Annotated in this window: 15 protein-coding genes; 4 read left to right on the top strand and 11 right to left on the bottom strand. The window is 67.6% G+C overall.

Annotated elements, in window-relative coordinates; genetic code table 11:
• The first annotated feature begins 29 nt into the window (after positions 1-29).
• A complete protein-coding gene (locus tag JQ639_RS28180; RefSeq protein ID WP_211962648.1) occupies positions 30-1,574 on the top strand; it encodes a DUF1800 domain-containing protein in 1,545 nt (514 codons plus the stop codon).
• 226 nt (positions 1,575-1,800) lie between these two features.
• The gene (locus JQ639_RS28175; protein ID WP_211962646.1) at positions 1,801-2,994 is read left to right on the top strand and encodes a DUF1501 domain-containing protein; all 1,194 of its coding nucleotides are present in this window, start codon (positions 1,801-1,803) and stop codon (positions 2,992-2,994) included.
• Positions 2,995-3,159: 165 nt separating this feature from the next.
• Here the strand turns inward: JQ639_RS28175 and JQ639_RS28170 are convergent, their stop codons facing one another.
• The 3 genes from JQ639_RS28170 to JQ639_RS28160 form a co-directional block, all read right to left on the bottom strand.
• Positions 3,160-3,369, bottom strand: a complete 210-nt coding sequence (locus JQ639_RS28170) for a TetR family transcriptional regulator C-terminal domain-containing protein (RefSeq protein ID WP_211962644.1) — start codon at positions 3,367-3,369, stop codon at positions 3,160-3,162.
• Complete coding sequence (locus tag JQ639_RS28165) at positions 3,366-3,575, bottom strand: hypothetical protein (RefSeq protein WP_211962642.1); 210 nt, start codon at positions 3,573-3,575, stop codon at positions 3,366-3,368. The genes JQ639_RS28170 and JQ639_RS28165 overlap by 4 nt, the downstream gene beginning before the upstream one ends.
• Positions 3,576-4,312: 737 nt before the next feature.
• The gene (locus tag JQ639_RS28160; protein ID WP_211962640.1) at positions 4,313-4,591 is read right to left on the bottom strand and encodes a hypothetical protein; all 279 of its coding nucleotides are present in this window, start codon (positions 4,589-4,591) and stop codon (positions 4,313-4,315) included.
• 517 nt (positions 4,592-5,108) lie between these two features.
• Between JQ639_RS28160 and JQ639_RS28155 the strand changes: the two genes are divergently transcribed.
• On the top strand, positions 5,109-5,432 hold the full coding sequence (locus tag JQ639_RS28155) for a PilZ domain-containing protein (RefSeq protein ID WP_211962638.1): 324 nt from the start codon (positions 5,109-5,111) through the stop codon (positions 5,430-5,432).
• A gap of 34 nt (positions 5,433-5,466) precedes the next feature.
• On the opposite strand, the gene JQ639_RS28150 is transcribed toward JQ639_RS28155, so the two are convergent.
• From JQ639_RS28150 to JQ639_RS28115, 8 genes are all read right to left on the bottom strand, one after another.
• On the bottom strand, positions 5,467-6,282 hold the full coding sequence (locus tag JQ639_RS28150; RefSeq protein WP_211962636.1) for a creatininase family protein: 816 nt from the start codon (positions 6,280-6,282) through the stop codon (positions 5,467-5,469).
• Between the two features lie 248 nt (positions 6,283-6,530).
• Positions 6,531-7,229, bottom strand: a complete 699-nt coding sequence (locus JQ639_RS28145) for an ABC transporter ATP-binding protein (protein WP_211962634.1) — start codon at positions 7,227-7,229, stop codon at positions 6,531-6,533.
• A complete protein-coding gene (locus JQ639_RS28140; protein WP_211962632.1) occupies positions 7,216-7,989 on the bottom strand; it encodes an ABC transporter ATP-binding protein in 774 nt (257 codons plus the stop codon). The genes JQ639_RS28145 and JQ639_RS28140 overlap by 14 nt, the downstream gene beginning before the upstream one ends.
• Positions 7,986-8,948, bottom strand: coding sequence for a branched-chain amino acid ABC transporter permease (locus JQ639_RS28135; RefSeq protein ID WP_211962630.1), 963 nt, complete (start codon positions 8,946-8,948; stop codon positions 7,986-7,988). Before JQ639_RS28135 ends, JQ639_RS28140 begins: the two co-directional genes overlap by 4 nt.
• A complete protein-coding gene (locus tag JQ639_RS28130) occupies positions 8,945-9,808 on the bottom strand; it encodes a branched-chain amino acid ABC transporter permease (RefSeq protein ID WP_211962628.1) in 864 nt (287 codons plus the stop codon). Before JQ639_RS28130 ends, JQ639_RS28135 begins: the two co-directional genes overlap by 4 nt.
• Positions 9,808-11,010, bottom strand: coding sequence for an ABC transporter substrate-binding protein (locus JQ639_RS28125; protein ID WP_211962626.1), 1,203 nt, complete (start codon positions 11,008-11,010; stop codon positions 9,808-9,810). The genes JQ639_RS28130 and JQ639_RS28125 overlap by 1 nt, the downstream gene beginning before the upstream one ends.
• Before the next feature lie 90 nt (positions 11,011-11,100).
• A complete protein-coding gene (locus JQ639_RS28120; protein ID WP_211962624.1) occupies positions 11,101-12,330 on the bottom strand; it encodes a gallate dioxygenase in 1,230 nt (409 codons plus the stop codon).
• Between the two features lie 633 nt (positions 12,331-12,963).
• Positions 12,964-13,662: an isochorismatase family protein gene (locus JQ639_RS28115; protein ID WP_211962622.1), complete on the bottom strand. Its 699-nt coding sequence runs from the start codon at positions 13,660-13,662 to the stop codon at positions 12,964-12,966.
• 219 nt (positions 13,663-13,881) lie between these two features.
• Here JQ639_RS28115 and JQ639_RS28110 point away from each other — a divergent pair, with 219 nt between their 5' ends.
• Positions 13,882-15,084 carry a LysR family transcriptional regulator gene (locus JQ639_RS28110; protein WP_211962620.1) on the top strand — a complete coding sequence of 401 codons (1,203 nt, stop codon included), beginning with the start codon at positions 13,882-13,884 and terminating at the stop codon, positions 15,082-15,084.
• Positions 15,085-15,196: the final 112 nt, after the last annotated feature.

The raw sequence follows: 15,196 nt of genomic DNA, 5'->3' as shown, positions 1-15,196 counted from the left end.
CCCACAACCCGTCCCGTCCGAGATCCGTCATGACGACACCGCGCCGCCTCTCTGTCACCCGCCTCGGCCTCCTCCTCACCGCCGCGCTGGTCGTCACGCAGCCCGCCGCCAGCGCCGCCGAACTGAGCGTGCGCGACGTCACGCTGCTCGATCGCCTGACCTTCGGCATCACGCCGTCGAGCGCCGCCCAGTTCCAGTCGATGGGCGCCGAGCAGTGGCTCGACCAGCAACTGCATCCGCCGGCCAGCCTGCAGCCGGCGATGCCGGACGCGGTCAAGGCGCAGATCGAGGCGATGCCGGACGTGCATACACTGCCGTTCGACACCGTGCTGGCGTTCGACCAGCAGAGCCGCACCGCCAACCAGATGACCGACCCCGACCAGAAGAAGGCGGCGCAGCAGGCGTTCCAGCAGGCGATGAACGACCGCGGCCGCCAGGCGGCGGCGCGCACCATCCTGCGCGCGCTGTATGCCCCCGACCAGTTGCGCGAGCGCATGACCTGGTTCTGGTTCAATCACTTCAACGTCCACCTCTACAAGGCGAACCTGCGCGTGCTGGTCGGCGATTACGTCGACAACGCCATTCGTCCGAACGCGCTGGGGCATTTCCGCGATCTGCTGAGCGCCACGCTGCATCACCCCGCGATGCTGCGCTATCTCGACAACGCCGACAACGCCGCCGGCCACATCAACGAGAACTACGCCCGCGAGATCATGGAGCTGCACACCATGGGGGTGGGCTCCGGCTACAGCCAGGCGGATGTCGAGCAGCTCGCCCATATCCTCACCGGCGTCGGCATCGACCCGAAGCAGGAGGATCCCAACGTCAAGCCGGAGCTGCGCGCCCAGCTCGTGCGCCAGGGCCTGTTCGAATTCAACCCGATGCGCCACGACTACGGCGACAAGACGCTGCTCGGCCACGCCATCAAGGGGCGCGGCCTCGCCGAGGTCGACGATGCCCTCGACATCCTGTGCCGCCATCCGGCGACCGCCACCCGCGTGTCGCAGAAGATCGCGACCTACTTCGTCGGCGACACCCCACCGCCGGCGCTGGTGCAGCGCATGGCGCAGACCTTCCAGAAGACCGATGGCGACATCGCCGCCGTGCTCGCCACCATGGTGCACGCGCCGGAGTTCATCGCCTCGCTCAAGCCCGGCGCCAAGTTCAAGGATCCGGTGCAGTATGTGATGTCGGCGGTGCGCCTCGCCTACGACCGCAAGCCGATCCTGAACACCGGACCGATTCAGAACTGGCTCAACCGCCTGTCGGAGGGCCTGTTCAATCACCAGACGCCGGACGGCTATCCGCTGACGTCGGAAGCTTGGAACGGCCCGGGACAGATGATGCTGCGCTTCGAGGTCGCGCGCCAGATCGGCTCCGGCTCCGCCGGCCTGTTCAAGCCCGAGGGCGCCAACGCCGTCGACCAGCCCGGATTCCCGCTGCTGCAGAACGCGCTGTACTTCAACACCCTGCGCCACACCCTGAGCACCACCACCGTGGCCGCGCTCGACCAGGCCGTGTCGCCGCAGGACTGGAACACGCTGTTCCTGTCGTCGCCGGAGTTCATGCGATGAGCGGCGCGGACCATCGTGTCGCGGAGATGAGCGCAAGCGCATCACCATACTCGGCGTCATTGCCGGGCTTGACCCCGGCAATCCAGCTTCACGTGCCATCGCGCCGCCAAGGCAAGCTGGATGCGCAGGTCGAGCCCGCACATGACACAGCGGACGCACGACGCGCAGACGCATTCCTTCCGACGTGGGGCGAACAACCACGACACAACAACACGAGGAGCCGACCATGAACCGTCGTGATCTCATCAAGGCCTTCGCGGCGATGGCGCCGCTCACGGTGGCCGGGCGGGTGTGGGCGGCGCCGGCCACCGACGCGCGCCTGCTGGTGGTGTTCCTGCGCGGCGCCTACGACGCCGCCAATGTCGTCATCCCCGTGTCCAGCGATTTCTACCGTGCGTCGCGGCCGACGCTGGCGATCGCCAAGCCCGATGTCGGCAATCCCAACGCCGCGCTGGCGCTCGACGCCGACTGGGGCCTGCACCCGGTGCTGCGCGACACGCTCTATCCGCTGTGGGGCAAGCGCGAGATCGCCTTCATCCCGTTCGCCGGCACCGCCGACGACCTCAGCCGCAGCCATTTCGAGACCCAGGACACCATCGAGCTGGGCCAGGCGGTGAGCCATTCGCGCGACTACCGCTCCGGCTTCATGAGCCGCCTCGCGAGCGAGCTGACCCGCGTCAAGCCGATCGCCTTCACCGATCAGTTGCCGCTGACCTTCCGCGGCAAGGCCCAGATCCCCAACATCGGCATCAACGGCGTCGGCAAGCCCGGCATCGACGACCGCCAGGCGCGGCTGATCAAGAGCATGTACGACAACAGCGATCTGGCGAGCTCAGTGTCGGAAGGTTTTCGCGTGCGCGACGACGTCTACCGCGCGGTGTCCGAGGAAATGACGGCGGCCAACCGCGGCGCGGTGTCGCCGCGCGGCTTCGAGCTGTCGGCGCGGCGCATCGGCCGCCTGATGCGCGAGCAGTTCAATCTGGGCTTCGTCGACGTCGGCGGCTGGGACACCCATGTCAACCAGGGCGCCGCCAACGGCTATCTCGCCGACCGGCTCGGCGAACTCGGCCGCGCGCTCGCCGGCTTCTCCGAGGAGATCGGGCCGGCCGGCTGGCGCGACACCGTCGTGGTCGTGATCTCCGAGTTCGGCCGCACGTTCCGCGAGAATGGCGACCACGGCACCGACCATGGCCATGGCAGCGTCTACTGGGTGCTGGGCGGCGGCATCAATGGCGGGCGCATTCTCGGCGAGCAGGTCAAGGTCGAGCAGCCAAAACTGTTCCAGAACCGCGACTACCCGGTGCTGACCGACTACCGCAGCTTCTTCTCCGGCCTGTTCCAGCGCATGTACGGCCTGGAGAAGCCGAGCCTTGAGCGCATCTTCGCGGCGGTTGCGCCGACCGATCTCGGGCTGGTGTAGACGCGGCGACCGCGCCCGCCCGCCCGGTTCCGGCGGAGTTCGTCGAAAGCGAAAGATTAGCATACGGGCCAGAACGATGGACGCAGGCGTCGGCATGCCGACGGGCGTGGGCGACGAAACACGTCGATCGACGGTCGATCGCGTCCTGTCCGGTTCCCGCCCTGCTCAGACGAACAGGCCGGCGAACACGACGCGCTTGAAACGCTCCAGCGCGCTGTGGTCGTGATCGATCTTGGCGCGCAGCAGCGCCCCTTCCCAGGCGCTGATCAGGAAAGCAGCGACATCGCCCGGGACGAGGCCCGGCCGCAGCTGGCCGGCTTCGGCGGCGTCGCGCACAGAGATTTCGACGCCCTTGCTCCAGGCCGCCCAGATCATTGCCAGGCGCGCACCGGCCGGCTCTGCGCCGGCAACTCGGCGCTGAAGTTGCCGATCAGGCAACCCATGTCGAGATTGAACGTGTTGAGACGGTGAAAGTGCTGCTTCAGGCGCGCGACCGGCGACAGGCTCCGGCCGCTGAGCATGGCCCGGCGCGGCGCGCTGTCCTGCCAGAAGCGCTCGACCGCCTCGACCGCCAGCAGCATGCGCGTGGTCCCTTCATCCCTCAGTGCGCCGATCCAATATGACCGGTCATCTTGGGCCCAGAACCAGTACAGGCATGCAAATTGAGCAAGGCGTGCTGCGCATGGCAGCGCCAAGAAGGATACCGACCAGGAAGCTGGATGGGTAGGGGGACGCGGCCCCAGGGGGGGGCGACCAGAACGGTAACACGGCCCTGAAAGGGCCCTGGCAGGGCCGGCGGCGGGCCGTCGCGGCCTTGCGGCCGGGTCATCGGTCCCGGCGGCCGGACGCGCCTTGGGGGCGAGAGCCGCAGCCGGGATCGCAGACGAGAAGCAAGAACGAGAGAGAGGATCAGCTCCGGCGCGGAGCCGAGTTCTGGAACATGTCGTAGGCGTGGGCGAGGAAAATCCCGGCGCTCAGGAGACCACCACACATGGCAACGATCTGCAGCATCATTTACGTCCTTACGCCCGCCCCACCACTTCGCAGGTCCATCCGCAAGATCAACCGCACATCGGCGGAAAACGAACCTTGCGCCTGCATGGCATTCACGTAACGGCACGGAAGGCCGCACAGTCAACGATCGCCGCGCGCCGCGCCGGATTCGAATCCCGACTGCGACATTCCTGCAACGACCGATGCTCAATTGCGACAGTGGCGAGGCAGGAATCCGCCGCAAACACGGATGCGGCCGCGCGCGGCGCCGCTGCGTCGACATGATTGGCGTTAACGAAAGCCTTGAAAACAGGGGCGGCGCGACTCAGCGGCGCGCGCCGCCGTCGCCAAATGTCGCCTGCAGCGTGCGCGCCTCTTCCGCCGAACGGCACGGCACGGCGGTGAGCTTGCGCGGCACATGCTTGCCGTCGAGCAGGCCCTGCCCCTTGATCAGCAGCTTGGCGCAGCCGCCCTGCGCCGGGTAGACGCCGTAGACCACGTCGGCCGAGCGCAGGATCGCCCGCAGCGCTTCGCCCGGATTCTCGGCGTTCAGGATCAGGTTCTCGTTGTCGGCGGCGATCTTCTGCAGCTCGGCATCGTCCATCGCGCAAGGTCCCAGGGTCTTGGTGAGGTGACAGGTCCGGCGACGCCGCACCCGCCTCCCGGCAGCGGCCGGCGGCACGTCCCGGCGGCCGTGATCGCGAACCTTTCTCGCGAAATTCCGCGGTCGTCTCCGCTCGCCCGCGCATCCCTGTCATGCCGCCTGCCGTCCGGCCCGCGGCGGTCGCGGCGATGAGCGGCGCTTTCGATCTGCGCGTAACGCATAAGTCCCGGAGCCATGACGGTTTTCGCCAGCCGCCCTGCGCGCCGGTCAGGCGCCGGCCCGGTGCAAGCTATTACCTTCGGCGCAGCCACCCATGCACTGAGTGCAATCGGTGCCCGCCCTTGCCGGCGGGATCACTCATGCGACAGGGCGTCGCAGGCGGTACATGATGACCGGAATAGAACCGAGCGCTCCCCGGCCGGGGCCACGTCTATACGGCTTGTTAGTTTCAGGCTGCCTATTGTTGTCTGAATGCGTCTGACCGGGTTCCGGCCGTCGCGCGAACCGGACGTCATCCATGCCTGCCGAGAAAGCCGAGGTCGATCGCGTCACGTTTTCACGGGGCATCACCGCGCACCTGATGGGCATCGACGGCACCTGGCGGCGCAACTGCGTCGTCGAGAGCATCTCGGACACCAACGCCTCGCTGATCGTCGAGGGGTCCGTCGAGGGCCTCAACCTCAAGGAATTCTTCCTGCTGCTGTCGTCGACCGGCCTCGTCTACCGCCGCTGCGAGCTCGAGCGCCTCAACGGCGACCAGCTCGAGGTCTGCTTCCTCAAGCAGATGGCCGGCAAGAAGAAGAAGAATTCCCGCCAGGGCGCCGCATACATCGAAGAGTGACGGCCGCGCGCCGCAGCGGCCTTCCCGGCATCCCTCAACCGATTGCCGCCGCCAGGATGCGCGCGGTCTCGTCGTAGTGCCGCCACAGCTCGGGGTCGATCGGGTTCGGTGCGCCGAAATAGCCGTCGGGTGTCAGCCGCCGCGCGGCCTCGCCGCCAGTCCGCCAGGCTGCGAGATCCTCCAGCGTCAGCTGCGTCGGCGCGAGCTTGCGCAGCGCCTCGAAATCCACCGTCTCCGGATGATAGCGCACGATCGCCGCGGTCTCGTACTCGTCGGCATGGACGCCGAGGATGCCGGTGAGGCGGAAATCCTCGAGCCGCGGGTGATAGTCCCACGGCACCCACCACGGCTCCTTGCCGGTCTCGCCGAGGCGCTCGATCATCTTCCAGCGCACCGGCGTGTACAGCAGCCGCACGCCGGCATGGCCCTGCGCATGGACTTCGCGCAGCACGCTGAGGATCATCTCGTTGTGGGCGCGGTCGCCATGGTGGCTGACGATGTGGACCTCCGGAAAGCCATTGGCGATCAGCGAGGCGATGACGTCGGCGAGCAGCGCTTTCGCGGTCTCGGCGCGGATGCGGAACGAACCCGTGAATTCGCCGAGCACCGCGTTGATGCCCCAGTAGTAGGGCGGCGCGATGAAGGTCTCGCGGCCGGCCTCTGCCGCATAGCGCTGCGTCGCCTTGCACAGCGCCAGCGCGATGAAGGCGTCGGTGCCGACCGGCAGGTGCGGGCCATGGGCCTCGATCACGCCGACCGGCAGCAGCACCGCCGCCTTGCGCCGCGCAGCAGCCGCGACCGCGGTCGCCGTCATTTCGGCCATGGTGCCGGCCAGCAGGCTGTCTTTCATGACCACGTCTCCTCGCGCCTCGCATTCTCCTCGTGGTGAGGAGCGCGGCATGCCGCGCGTCCCGAACCATGAGGCAGTGACTCTTACGGCGCTTTCCTTTTTCTCCGTCGTGGCCGGGCTTGTCCCGGCCACCCCCCCCCCCCTGATCGGGGTCGCCGGGACAAGCCCGGCGACGACAAACATTAAGGTCGGCGCGTGCCTTTCCGATCAGATTCCCAAGATGAGGAGATGGTTCGCTGCCCCCTCGCTTACACCGCGATCCATTCATGCACCTTGCCAAAGTCTGCGAGCAGCGCCGCCGATTGGCCCTGCAGCACGATACGACCGCGGTCGAGGACGATGGCGCGGTCGGACAGCAGCAGCACGTCCTCGGCGCGCTGCTCGACCAGCACCACCGCAAAGCCGAACTCGCTGCGCAGGCGCTTGAGCGTGTCTTCGAGTTCGTCGACGATCACCGGCGCGAGGCCCTCGAACGGCTCGTCGAGCAGCAGCAGACGCGGATCGGTCATCAGCGTGCGGCCGATCGCCAGCATCTGCTGCTCGCCACCGGACAGGCGGTCGCCGCCGTTTCGCCGCCGCTCCCGCAGCCGCGGGAACAGGTGGTAGATCGCCGCGAGGTCGAAGCGGCCGCCGCGCCGGTGGGCGACCAGCAGGTTTTCCTCGACAGTGAGCGAGGGAAAGATGTCGCGCTCCTGCGGCACCCAGCCGAGGCCGCGCCGCACCCGCTCATTGGCCGGCAGGCGGGCGATGTCCTCGCCGGCGAAGCGCAGCGCGCCCCCAAAGCGCCGGGCATGGGCCATCACCGCCAGCATCAACGTGGTCTTGCCGACACCGTTGCGGCCGAGCACCGCAAGGCACTCGCCCTCGTCGACGGCAAGACTCATGTCGTCGAGCACCACGGCCTCGCCGTAACCGGCAGTGAGGTTGTCGATCTCAAGCAGCGGCATGGTGCCCCCTGCGGCCGAGATAGACCTCGCGCACGCGCTCGTCGGCCGAAATCTCCGCCGGCGTGCCCTCGGTCAGGACGCGGCCGGCGACCAGCACGGTGATGCGCTCGGCGAAACGAAAGACGAGGTTCATGTCGTGCTCGACGAACACCAGCGTCAGTTCGCGCGGCAGCGCATGGATGCGCTCGAAGATCGCCTCGCTCTGCGCCGCCGGCACGCCGGCCGCGGGCTCGTCCAGCACCAGCACCTTGGGCTTCGTCGCCAGCGCCACCGCGATCTCGAGGAGGCGCTGCAGGCCGTAGGGCAGCGTCGCGACGATGCGCTCGGCATGATCAGCGAGGTTGACGAAGGCGAGATGGCCGCGCGCCTCCTCGATCACGGCGCTGTCGCGCGACGCGCGGCGCCAGAACGCGAAGGTCTTGCGGTCGCGCTCGAAGATCGCGAGCATGACGTTGTCGAGGACGCTGAGGCCCCGGAACAGCTGGTTGATCTGGTAGGTGCGCGCCAACCCGAGGCGAACGCGGCCTGCCTCGCGCAGCCGCGTGACGTCGCGGCCGCCGAGATGGACGCTGCCCGCGGTCGGCCGCAGGCCGCCGGTGAGCGCATGCACCAGCGTGGTCTTACCGGCGCCGTTGGGGCCGATCAGGGCATGGCGGCTGCCGGCGGCGATGCCGAGATCGACGCCGCCGACGGCGGTGAAGTTGCCGAAGCGCACGGTGAGGCCGCTGGCGGCGATGGCGTTCGTCGTGTCCGTCGTCATCGCGCGCCTCCGATCCGCCGCCGCAGCGCCCCGACGCCGACAGTGAGCGCGCCGACGATGCCGCCGCGGATCACGAACACCGAGGCCATCAGCACGAGGCCGAGACCGAGGTGCCAGTATTTCGGCGACACCGAGGAGAGATAATCCTTGAGGAAACCAAACGCCGCTGCGCCAAGCACGACGCCGGGAATGCTGCCGGAGCCGCCGATGGTGGTCATCATCATCACCTCGGCGGAACGGTCGAAGCCGAGCATGTCGATGGAGGCGAAGCGCGTGGTCTGCGCCAGCACCGCCCCCGCGAGCCCGGCGATGGCGCCGGACAACGTGTAGGCCATGGCAAGATGGCGCGCGACCGGCGCGCCGATGGCCGGCATGCGGCGGCTGTTCTCGCGAAGGCCGCTGAGCGCGAGGCCGAACGGCGACTGCGTCACCCGCCGCAGCAGTACGAACACCGCGACCAGCACGGCAAGCGCATAGAAGAACGCGGTGCGGCCGAGGAAATCGAACGAAAACAGCCCCAGCACCGGGCCGACCTCGAAATCCGGCATGCCGTCGGCGCCGCCGGTGAGCCAGCGCGCGCTGTTGGCGGCCTCATAGAACAGGAAGCCGATGCCGAGCGTCACCAGCAGGCGGGTGAAATCGTTGCCGCGCACCACGATGGGCGTCAGGCAGAATGCCACCGCCGCGCTGAGCAGCGTCGCACCCGCAAGCCCGAGCAGCGGCTCGGCAACGCCGGCGTGGGCCATGAGCGCCGCTGTGAAGGCGCCGATGCCGAAGAATGCCGCATGGCCCAGCGACACAATGCCGGCATGGCCCTGCAGGAGATCATAGGACAGCGCAAAGATGGCGAGGATGCAGAGGTTGCCGAGCAGCAGCAGGTAATCCGGCAGCAGCCAGCAGGCGATCAGCGCAGCGGCGAGCAGCAGCCAGCCAAGGCCGACGGAGGGCAGCGTCTTCATGCGCGACGCCCCGCAAGGCCGGTGGGACATGCGATCATCATGATCACCAGAAGCCCATAGATCACAAACGAGCCGACCTCGGGCCAGAGATACTTGAACACCGCGTCGATGACGCCAAGGCCGAGCGCCGCGAGCACCGAGCCGCCGATCGAGCCGGGGCCGCCGATGGCCACCACCATCAGCACGATGGTGAGATACTTGAACGGAAAGGTCGGATCGAGACCGAGAAAGCCGACCGACAGCGCGCCACCGAGGCCGGCGAGCCCGGCGCCGAGGCCGAACGCCACCGCGAACAGGCGGTCGACATTGATGCCGATCCCCTCCGCCGTGCGGCGGCTATCGACGGCGGCGCGGATGCGGGCGCCGAACAGCGTACGGTTGAACAGCAGGAACAACGCGGCGGTCGCGAGCAGGCCCGCCAGCACCAGGAACACGCGATAGCCGCCGATGTGCAGGCCGAACAGGTCGACCGGCTGCGTCAACCAGTCCGGCAGCAGCATCGCCTGCTGCTGCGGCCCGAACAGGATGGTGGCGACGGCACTGGCGGCGAAGGCGAGCCCGATCGAGAACAGCACCTGCTGCAGCGCCGGCATCGCGTAGACATGGCGGATGACGGTGCGCTCGGCGGCGACACCGACCAGCGCGGTAACGCCGAAGGCGAGCGGCAGGGTCAGCAGGAACGGCACGCCGCCACGGCCCAGCGCCAGCGCCGCGACATAGCCGCCGCACATGGCGAACGCGCCATGGGCGAGGTTGATGAACCGCATCAGTCCCAGCGTCACCGACAGGCCGACCGAGAACAACAGCAGCAGCATGCCGTAGGCGACGCCATCGGCGATGACGGAGATCAGGCCGCTCATTACTTCGCGGGGTCCTTGACGTCCTCGATGGAGTCGATGGCGACATTGCGCCAGACGCCGTCCTTCAGCTGTCCCTGGCGGATGTAGATGTTCTGGACGACGTCGCGGGTCGCCGGATCGATCGACATCGGGCCGCGCGGGCTGTCGATGGTCATGCCCTTGAATGCCTCCATCAGCGCCGCGGCGTCGAGGTTGCCCTTGGTCTTCTCGACCGCCTTGTAGATCATGGCGGTGGCGTCATAGCCCTGCACCACGCGATAGCTCGGCACCGCAGTGGCGCCGAACATCTCGCGAAAGCCTTTCAGGAATTCGGCGTTGGCGCGGTTCTCGAGGTCGACCTGGTAGTGCAGCGTCGAGATCACGCCGTCGACCGCATCGCCCATCGCCGGCAACAGGTTGTCGTCGACGACGTCGCCGGTGACCATCAGCTTGATGCCCGCCTTGGTCAGGCCGCGTTCCCTGGCCGATTTCATGAAGGCGACGGAGACGTCGCCGCCGGGATTGAATGCAAACACCGCGTCAGGCTTGGCCTCCATAGCGCGCTGCAGGAACGGGGCGTACTCCATGGCGCTGACCGGCGTGCGGGCGTCGCCGATCACCTTGCCGCCGCGCGCCTCGAAGCTCTGCTTGAACCAGGTCTCGGCGTCGATGCCCGGCGCGTAGTCGGAGACGATGGTATAGGCGGTCTTGATGCCGTTGCGTGCCGCCCAGCGCCCGAGCGAGGCCGCGAGCTGCGGCAGGGTGAAGGACGCGCGCACGAAGTACGGCGACTTCTCGGTGATGACTGACGTGGCCGCATTGACGATCACCGCCGGCTTCTTCGCTTCCGTCAGCAGCGACGCTGCCGCCATGGCGTTGGGCGTGAAGCTGTAGCCGAGGATGACGTCGGCCTTGTTGCGGACGATCAGCTCCTGGGTCAGGCGGCGGGCGAGATCGCCCGAGCCCGGGCCCTGGTCGTCGCGCACCACGGTCTCGACCGTGAGCCCGGCGACCGTGGTGCCGTGCAGCTTCTGGTACAGCTTGATGCCGTTGTCGTAATGCTGGCCCTGGTCGGCGAAGGCGCCGGACATCGGCAGCACCACGCCGATGGTCAGCTTGCCGTCCGCGGCGCGGGACGCCGCCGGCGCCAGCACCGCGAGCAGGGCCGCAAGGCCAGCGGCCGCCCTCCCCCTGAAACCCCACCCACCGCGCAAGCCTGGCATCGAGATGTCTCCTGATTGGCAGGGCCTCACGGGCCCCTTGTCGTCATTGGTCCGGGCGCGGCGCGCCCGGACGTGAAAGTGTCAGCGGTCTCAGCGCGCGTCGGGCACCTGGCGGGTCGCCAGGAATTCCTCGAAGCTTTCGTTGCGCATCGAGGCATAGACCTCGAGATTGGTCTTGCCGACCAGACGGGCGAACTTCTCCAGAACGAAGAAGTTGGCGCCGTAGCGCACGAGGCCGATCCAGTCGCGCTCGCGCACCAGCTTTTCCTCCTCCGCGGTCAGGCCGGCCTTCCGGCACGCCGCCGCCTCGTCCTGCTCGAACGCATCGCGGAACGCCGGCTCCTTCATGTTCCAGAAGAAGCGGTTGAGGCGGATTCGCTCGGTGCCGGTCTTGATGTCGAAGGCGTAGGTGCCGGCGATATCCTCGACACCGGCGAGCTGCGGATTGCCGCTGCGGGCCTGCGTCGTCGCCGGCGCGCCCGGGTTGTTCTCCTCGAACACCAGCACGGTCATCGCGGTGGTGGTGGCGAGATAGTAGTTCTGGTGCACCTTGGTGATGTCGTCGCTGAGCGCACCGCGCATCGCCAGCCACATGATGACCTCGACGCTCTCGGCGCCGCCGAGGCGGATGTAATCGACATGGCGCATGTTCGCGAGCGTCATCGGGTCCTTCTCGATGAGATCGATGAAGCGCATGTCCCAATCGGTGTCGTTGTAGCCGGTGCGCTCGCCATGGATCTGGTGCGACAGCCCGCCGGTGCCGACCACCACCACCGAGAGATCCTCCGGATAGGATTCCACCGCGCGGCGCAGCGCTTGGCCCAGCTTGAAGCAGCGCATCGCCGTCGGCAGCGGGTACTGCACGACATTGACCTCGATCGGGATCACCGCGCCCGGCCAGCCATCCTTGTGCGGCCACAGCAGCGGCAGCGGCGAGAACACGCCATGGTCGAGCGGCCGGTCCTGAAACACGGAGAGGTCGAACTCGTCGTTGATCAGGCTCTCGGCGATGTGGGTGGCAAGGCCGGGATGGCCGGCAAGCGTCGGCAGCGGCCGGCGGCCGGCGCCCTCGTCGGCCACATCGTAGCTCGGCGCGACGCCGAGCGCGAAGGTGGGATAGAGGTCGTAGAAGAACGCGTTGAGATGGTCGTTGTAGAAGAACAGCAGCACATCGGGCTTCTTCTCCTTGAGCCAGTCGAACGCCGGCTCGAACCCCTTGAACAGCGGCGCCCACGCCGGCTGCTCCTGCTTGTTCTTGTCGTAAGCGACCCCGATGGTCGGCACGTGGGAGGAGCCGATGCCGCCGATGATCCTTGCCATTCGCCTTGTCCTTCCTTCACCCGCCCGCCGCCGCGACACGGCAGCAAGGCGCTTTTTCATTGCCGGGCGAAACGTCCGCCGCGCCGCATGTGACCGGCGACAGCGATTCTGATCCACCCCCGCAGCAGCGATAGCCGCAAAACAGAACATTGGCATCTAAAACGCTTATGAGGACTTGCCTTTAGAGACTTGCCTTTCGCCACTTGCCCTTTGGCACTTGCCCTTTGGCAGTTGCACGATCCGCAGGCACCGCACAGCAGCAATGTCGGCGGTTGCAGCACTCACGTCGCCTCACTCACACTCAAGACGCCAATCACTCAAGCCACCAATCCATCACCCTGAGGTGGCCGTGCTCTTGCACGGCCCTCGAAGGGCGATGGCCGCTGCCAGGGCCGTCCATCCTTCGAGGCTCGCAAGCGCGCGCTCCTCAGGATGACGGATAACGAGCAACGCAGCGCCCTCTCCGGTTCGCATCCCCAACAGCGAAGAAGCCACCCCGTCACCCTGAGGTGGTCGCGCCCTTGCACGGCCCTCGAACGGCGACGGCCGCTGCCCGGGCCGTCCATCCTTCGAGGCTCGCAAGCGCTCGCTCCTCAGGATGACGGTGTACAGGCAGCAAGCCGCAGCGCTCAGTCACGCCCTTGTCTTGTCCTTCTCCCCAATCACGAGATCCTCAATCACCTCGTCCACCGTGACAACGTCGCCAAAACTCTGGAACACCGTGGTAAAGCCGACATTGTGATCCTCGGCGAAACGCGCGGCGTTGGCGTCGGAGACCATGGCGACACGGTAATCGAGCATCATGGCGTCGCGCGCCGAGGTCTCGCAGCAGAAATTGGTCAGCATGCCGGTGATCACGACATTGCGGACGCCCTTCGCCGCAAGCTTCTCCGGCAGGTCGGAGACACCGGGGAGAAACGCGCTGAAGCGGGTCTTGGTGGCAACGATGTCGCCATCCCGCGGATCGAGATCGGGATGCAGCGCATGGCCCGGCGCGCCCTCGGTGAGGTTGTCGCGGTGACGCTCTCCGTTCTCCTTGCTGAAGAAGTAATCATGATACAACGGCCAAAGGCTGCGTCCGCCCTCGCCGGCGGTCATCTTGACCCAGGCGACATGGCCGCCACGCTCGCGGAATACGCCCGCCAGGCGATTGATGTTGGGAATGATGGCGATCGCCGGCGGCACGTCCGAGACGTAGAACGTCTGCATGTCGACGACGACGAGCGCGGTCTCGCGCGGCTCGAAGCGGTCGAAAACCCGCAACCGTCCGCGCTTCTTCATGACGCGGTCGATCACGTAGGACGGCATGACATAGGGGGCCGGTGGCTGCATCGCGGATTCCAGGGTTCGACGGATGTTTCGGTCGGGCGGTTGGTCTGACGGGTCTGCGCGGCGCGAAGATCTGCCGCGCGAAATTGCTCGCTAGAATTGTCTTGCGGCGCGGCGTTGCCTAGGCGCAAATCGTGCACGGCGCTATCTAAAAAGCTTATCGTGAGGACTGGCGACCCCGCCCCCTCGATGCAACCTGAACGCAGGGAAACGGGACGGGACGTGCTGAACACCAGGCATCTGCGAGCCTTCCTCACGGTGGCCCAATCAGGCAGCGTGATCCGCTCCAGCGAACTGATCCGGCGGGCGCAGTCGGCCGTCACGCGCACCATCAAGGAACTGGAGAAGGATGTCGGCGTGCCGCTGTTCGAGCGGCGCGCGCAGGGCATGCTGCTCACGGAGTTCGGCCGCGCGCTGCTCGGCCGGGTCGAGCGCGCGTTCGCCGAGATGGACACCGCCCGCGCGGCCTTCACCGCCGCCTGCCCGAACGTCAAGTCGGTGGCGCAGGCGCCGACCTTCACGCTCGCCATCGGCCGCCAGCGTCTCCTGGTGTTCGTCGAGCTGGTCGAGCAGCATCACATGGGTGCGGTCGCCGACAGCCTCGGCATCTCGCAGCCCGCAGCGAGCCAGGCGCTGCGCGAGATCGAGAGCGGACTCGGCGTGCGGCTGTTCACCCGCAGCGCCGGCGGCCTGCAGCCGACACCGCTCGGCGCGCTGCTCGGCATGCACATCCGCCGTGCGCTCGCCGAGATCCGCGCCGGCGAACTCGAAATCGCCTCGCTGCAGGGCGCGATGGCCGGCAGCGTCGTCGTCGGCACGCTGTCGCTGGGACGCGCGCGGCTGCTGCCGACCGCGATCATCGCGCTGATGAAGCAGTATCCCAAGCTGACGGTGTCGACGGTGGAAGGATCGTTCGAGCATCTCGCCATGCGGTTGCGCGCCGGCGACATCGATTTCATCCTCGGCGCGCTGCGCGATCCCGAGCACACCATCGGGCTGACGCGCGAGGTCGTGACCCATGACGTGCTGTCGCTGGTGGTCCGCAAGAGCCATCCGCTGGCGCGCAAGCGCCAGATCGCGCCGGCGGATCTCTCCGCCGCCAGTTGGGTGCTGCCCCAGCGCGGCACGCCGACGCGTGAACTGCTGGAACGCGCGCTGGCCGCGCGCGGCCTCGGCAAGGCGCGCGTCGCGGTGGAGACCGCCGACCTCGCCATCACCCGTGGGCTTCTGGTTGACAGCGACCTCGTCACCGCTGTGTCGGCGCATCTCTACCATCACGAGATCGGCGCGAAGATGCTGGCGATCCTGCCGCTGTCGCTGCCGGAGACCCGCCGCCCCATCGGCATCCTGCAACGCTCCGCCTCCAACCCCTCGCTCGCCGCGCGGCTGTTGATGGACGAACTGCATGCCATCGGGAAGCTGTAGAGGTGCCGAACCCGGTGTACCGTGCGTGCGGCATGTGGGACCCGTGGCCGGCGTTGTACAGCCGATGCGACGCGACGTGTGGCGACGGGCATGCCCCCCGCCCACGGCGTCA

This window comes from Bradyrhizobium sp. U87765 SZCCT0048, from assembly GCF_018131225.1.
In the GTDB taxonomy this organism is placed as follows: Bacteria; Pseudomonadota; Alphaproteobacteria; order Rhizobiales; family Xanthobacteraceae; genus Bradyrhizobium_A.
The sequence above is the reverse complement of the archived record's forward strand: the minus strand, read 5'-3'. Positions and strand labels throughout refer to the sequence as shown.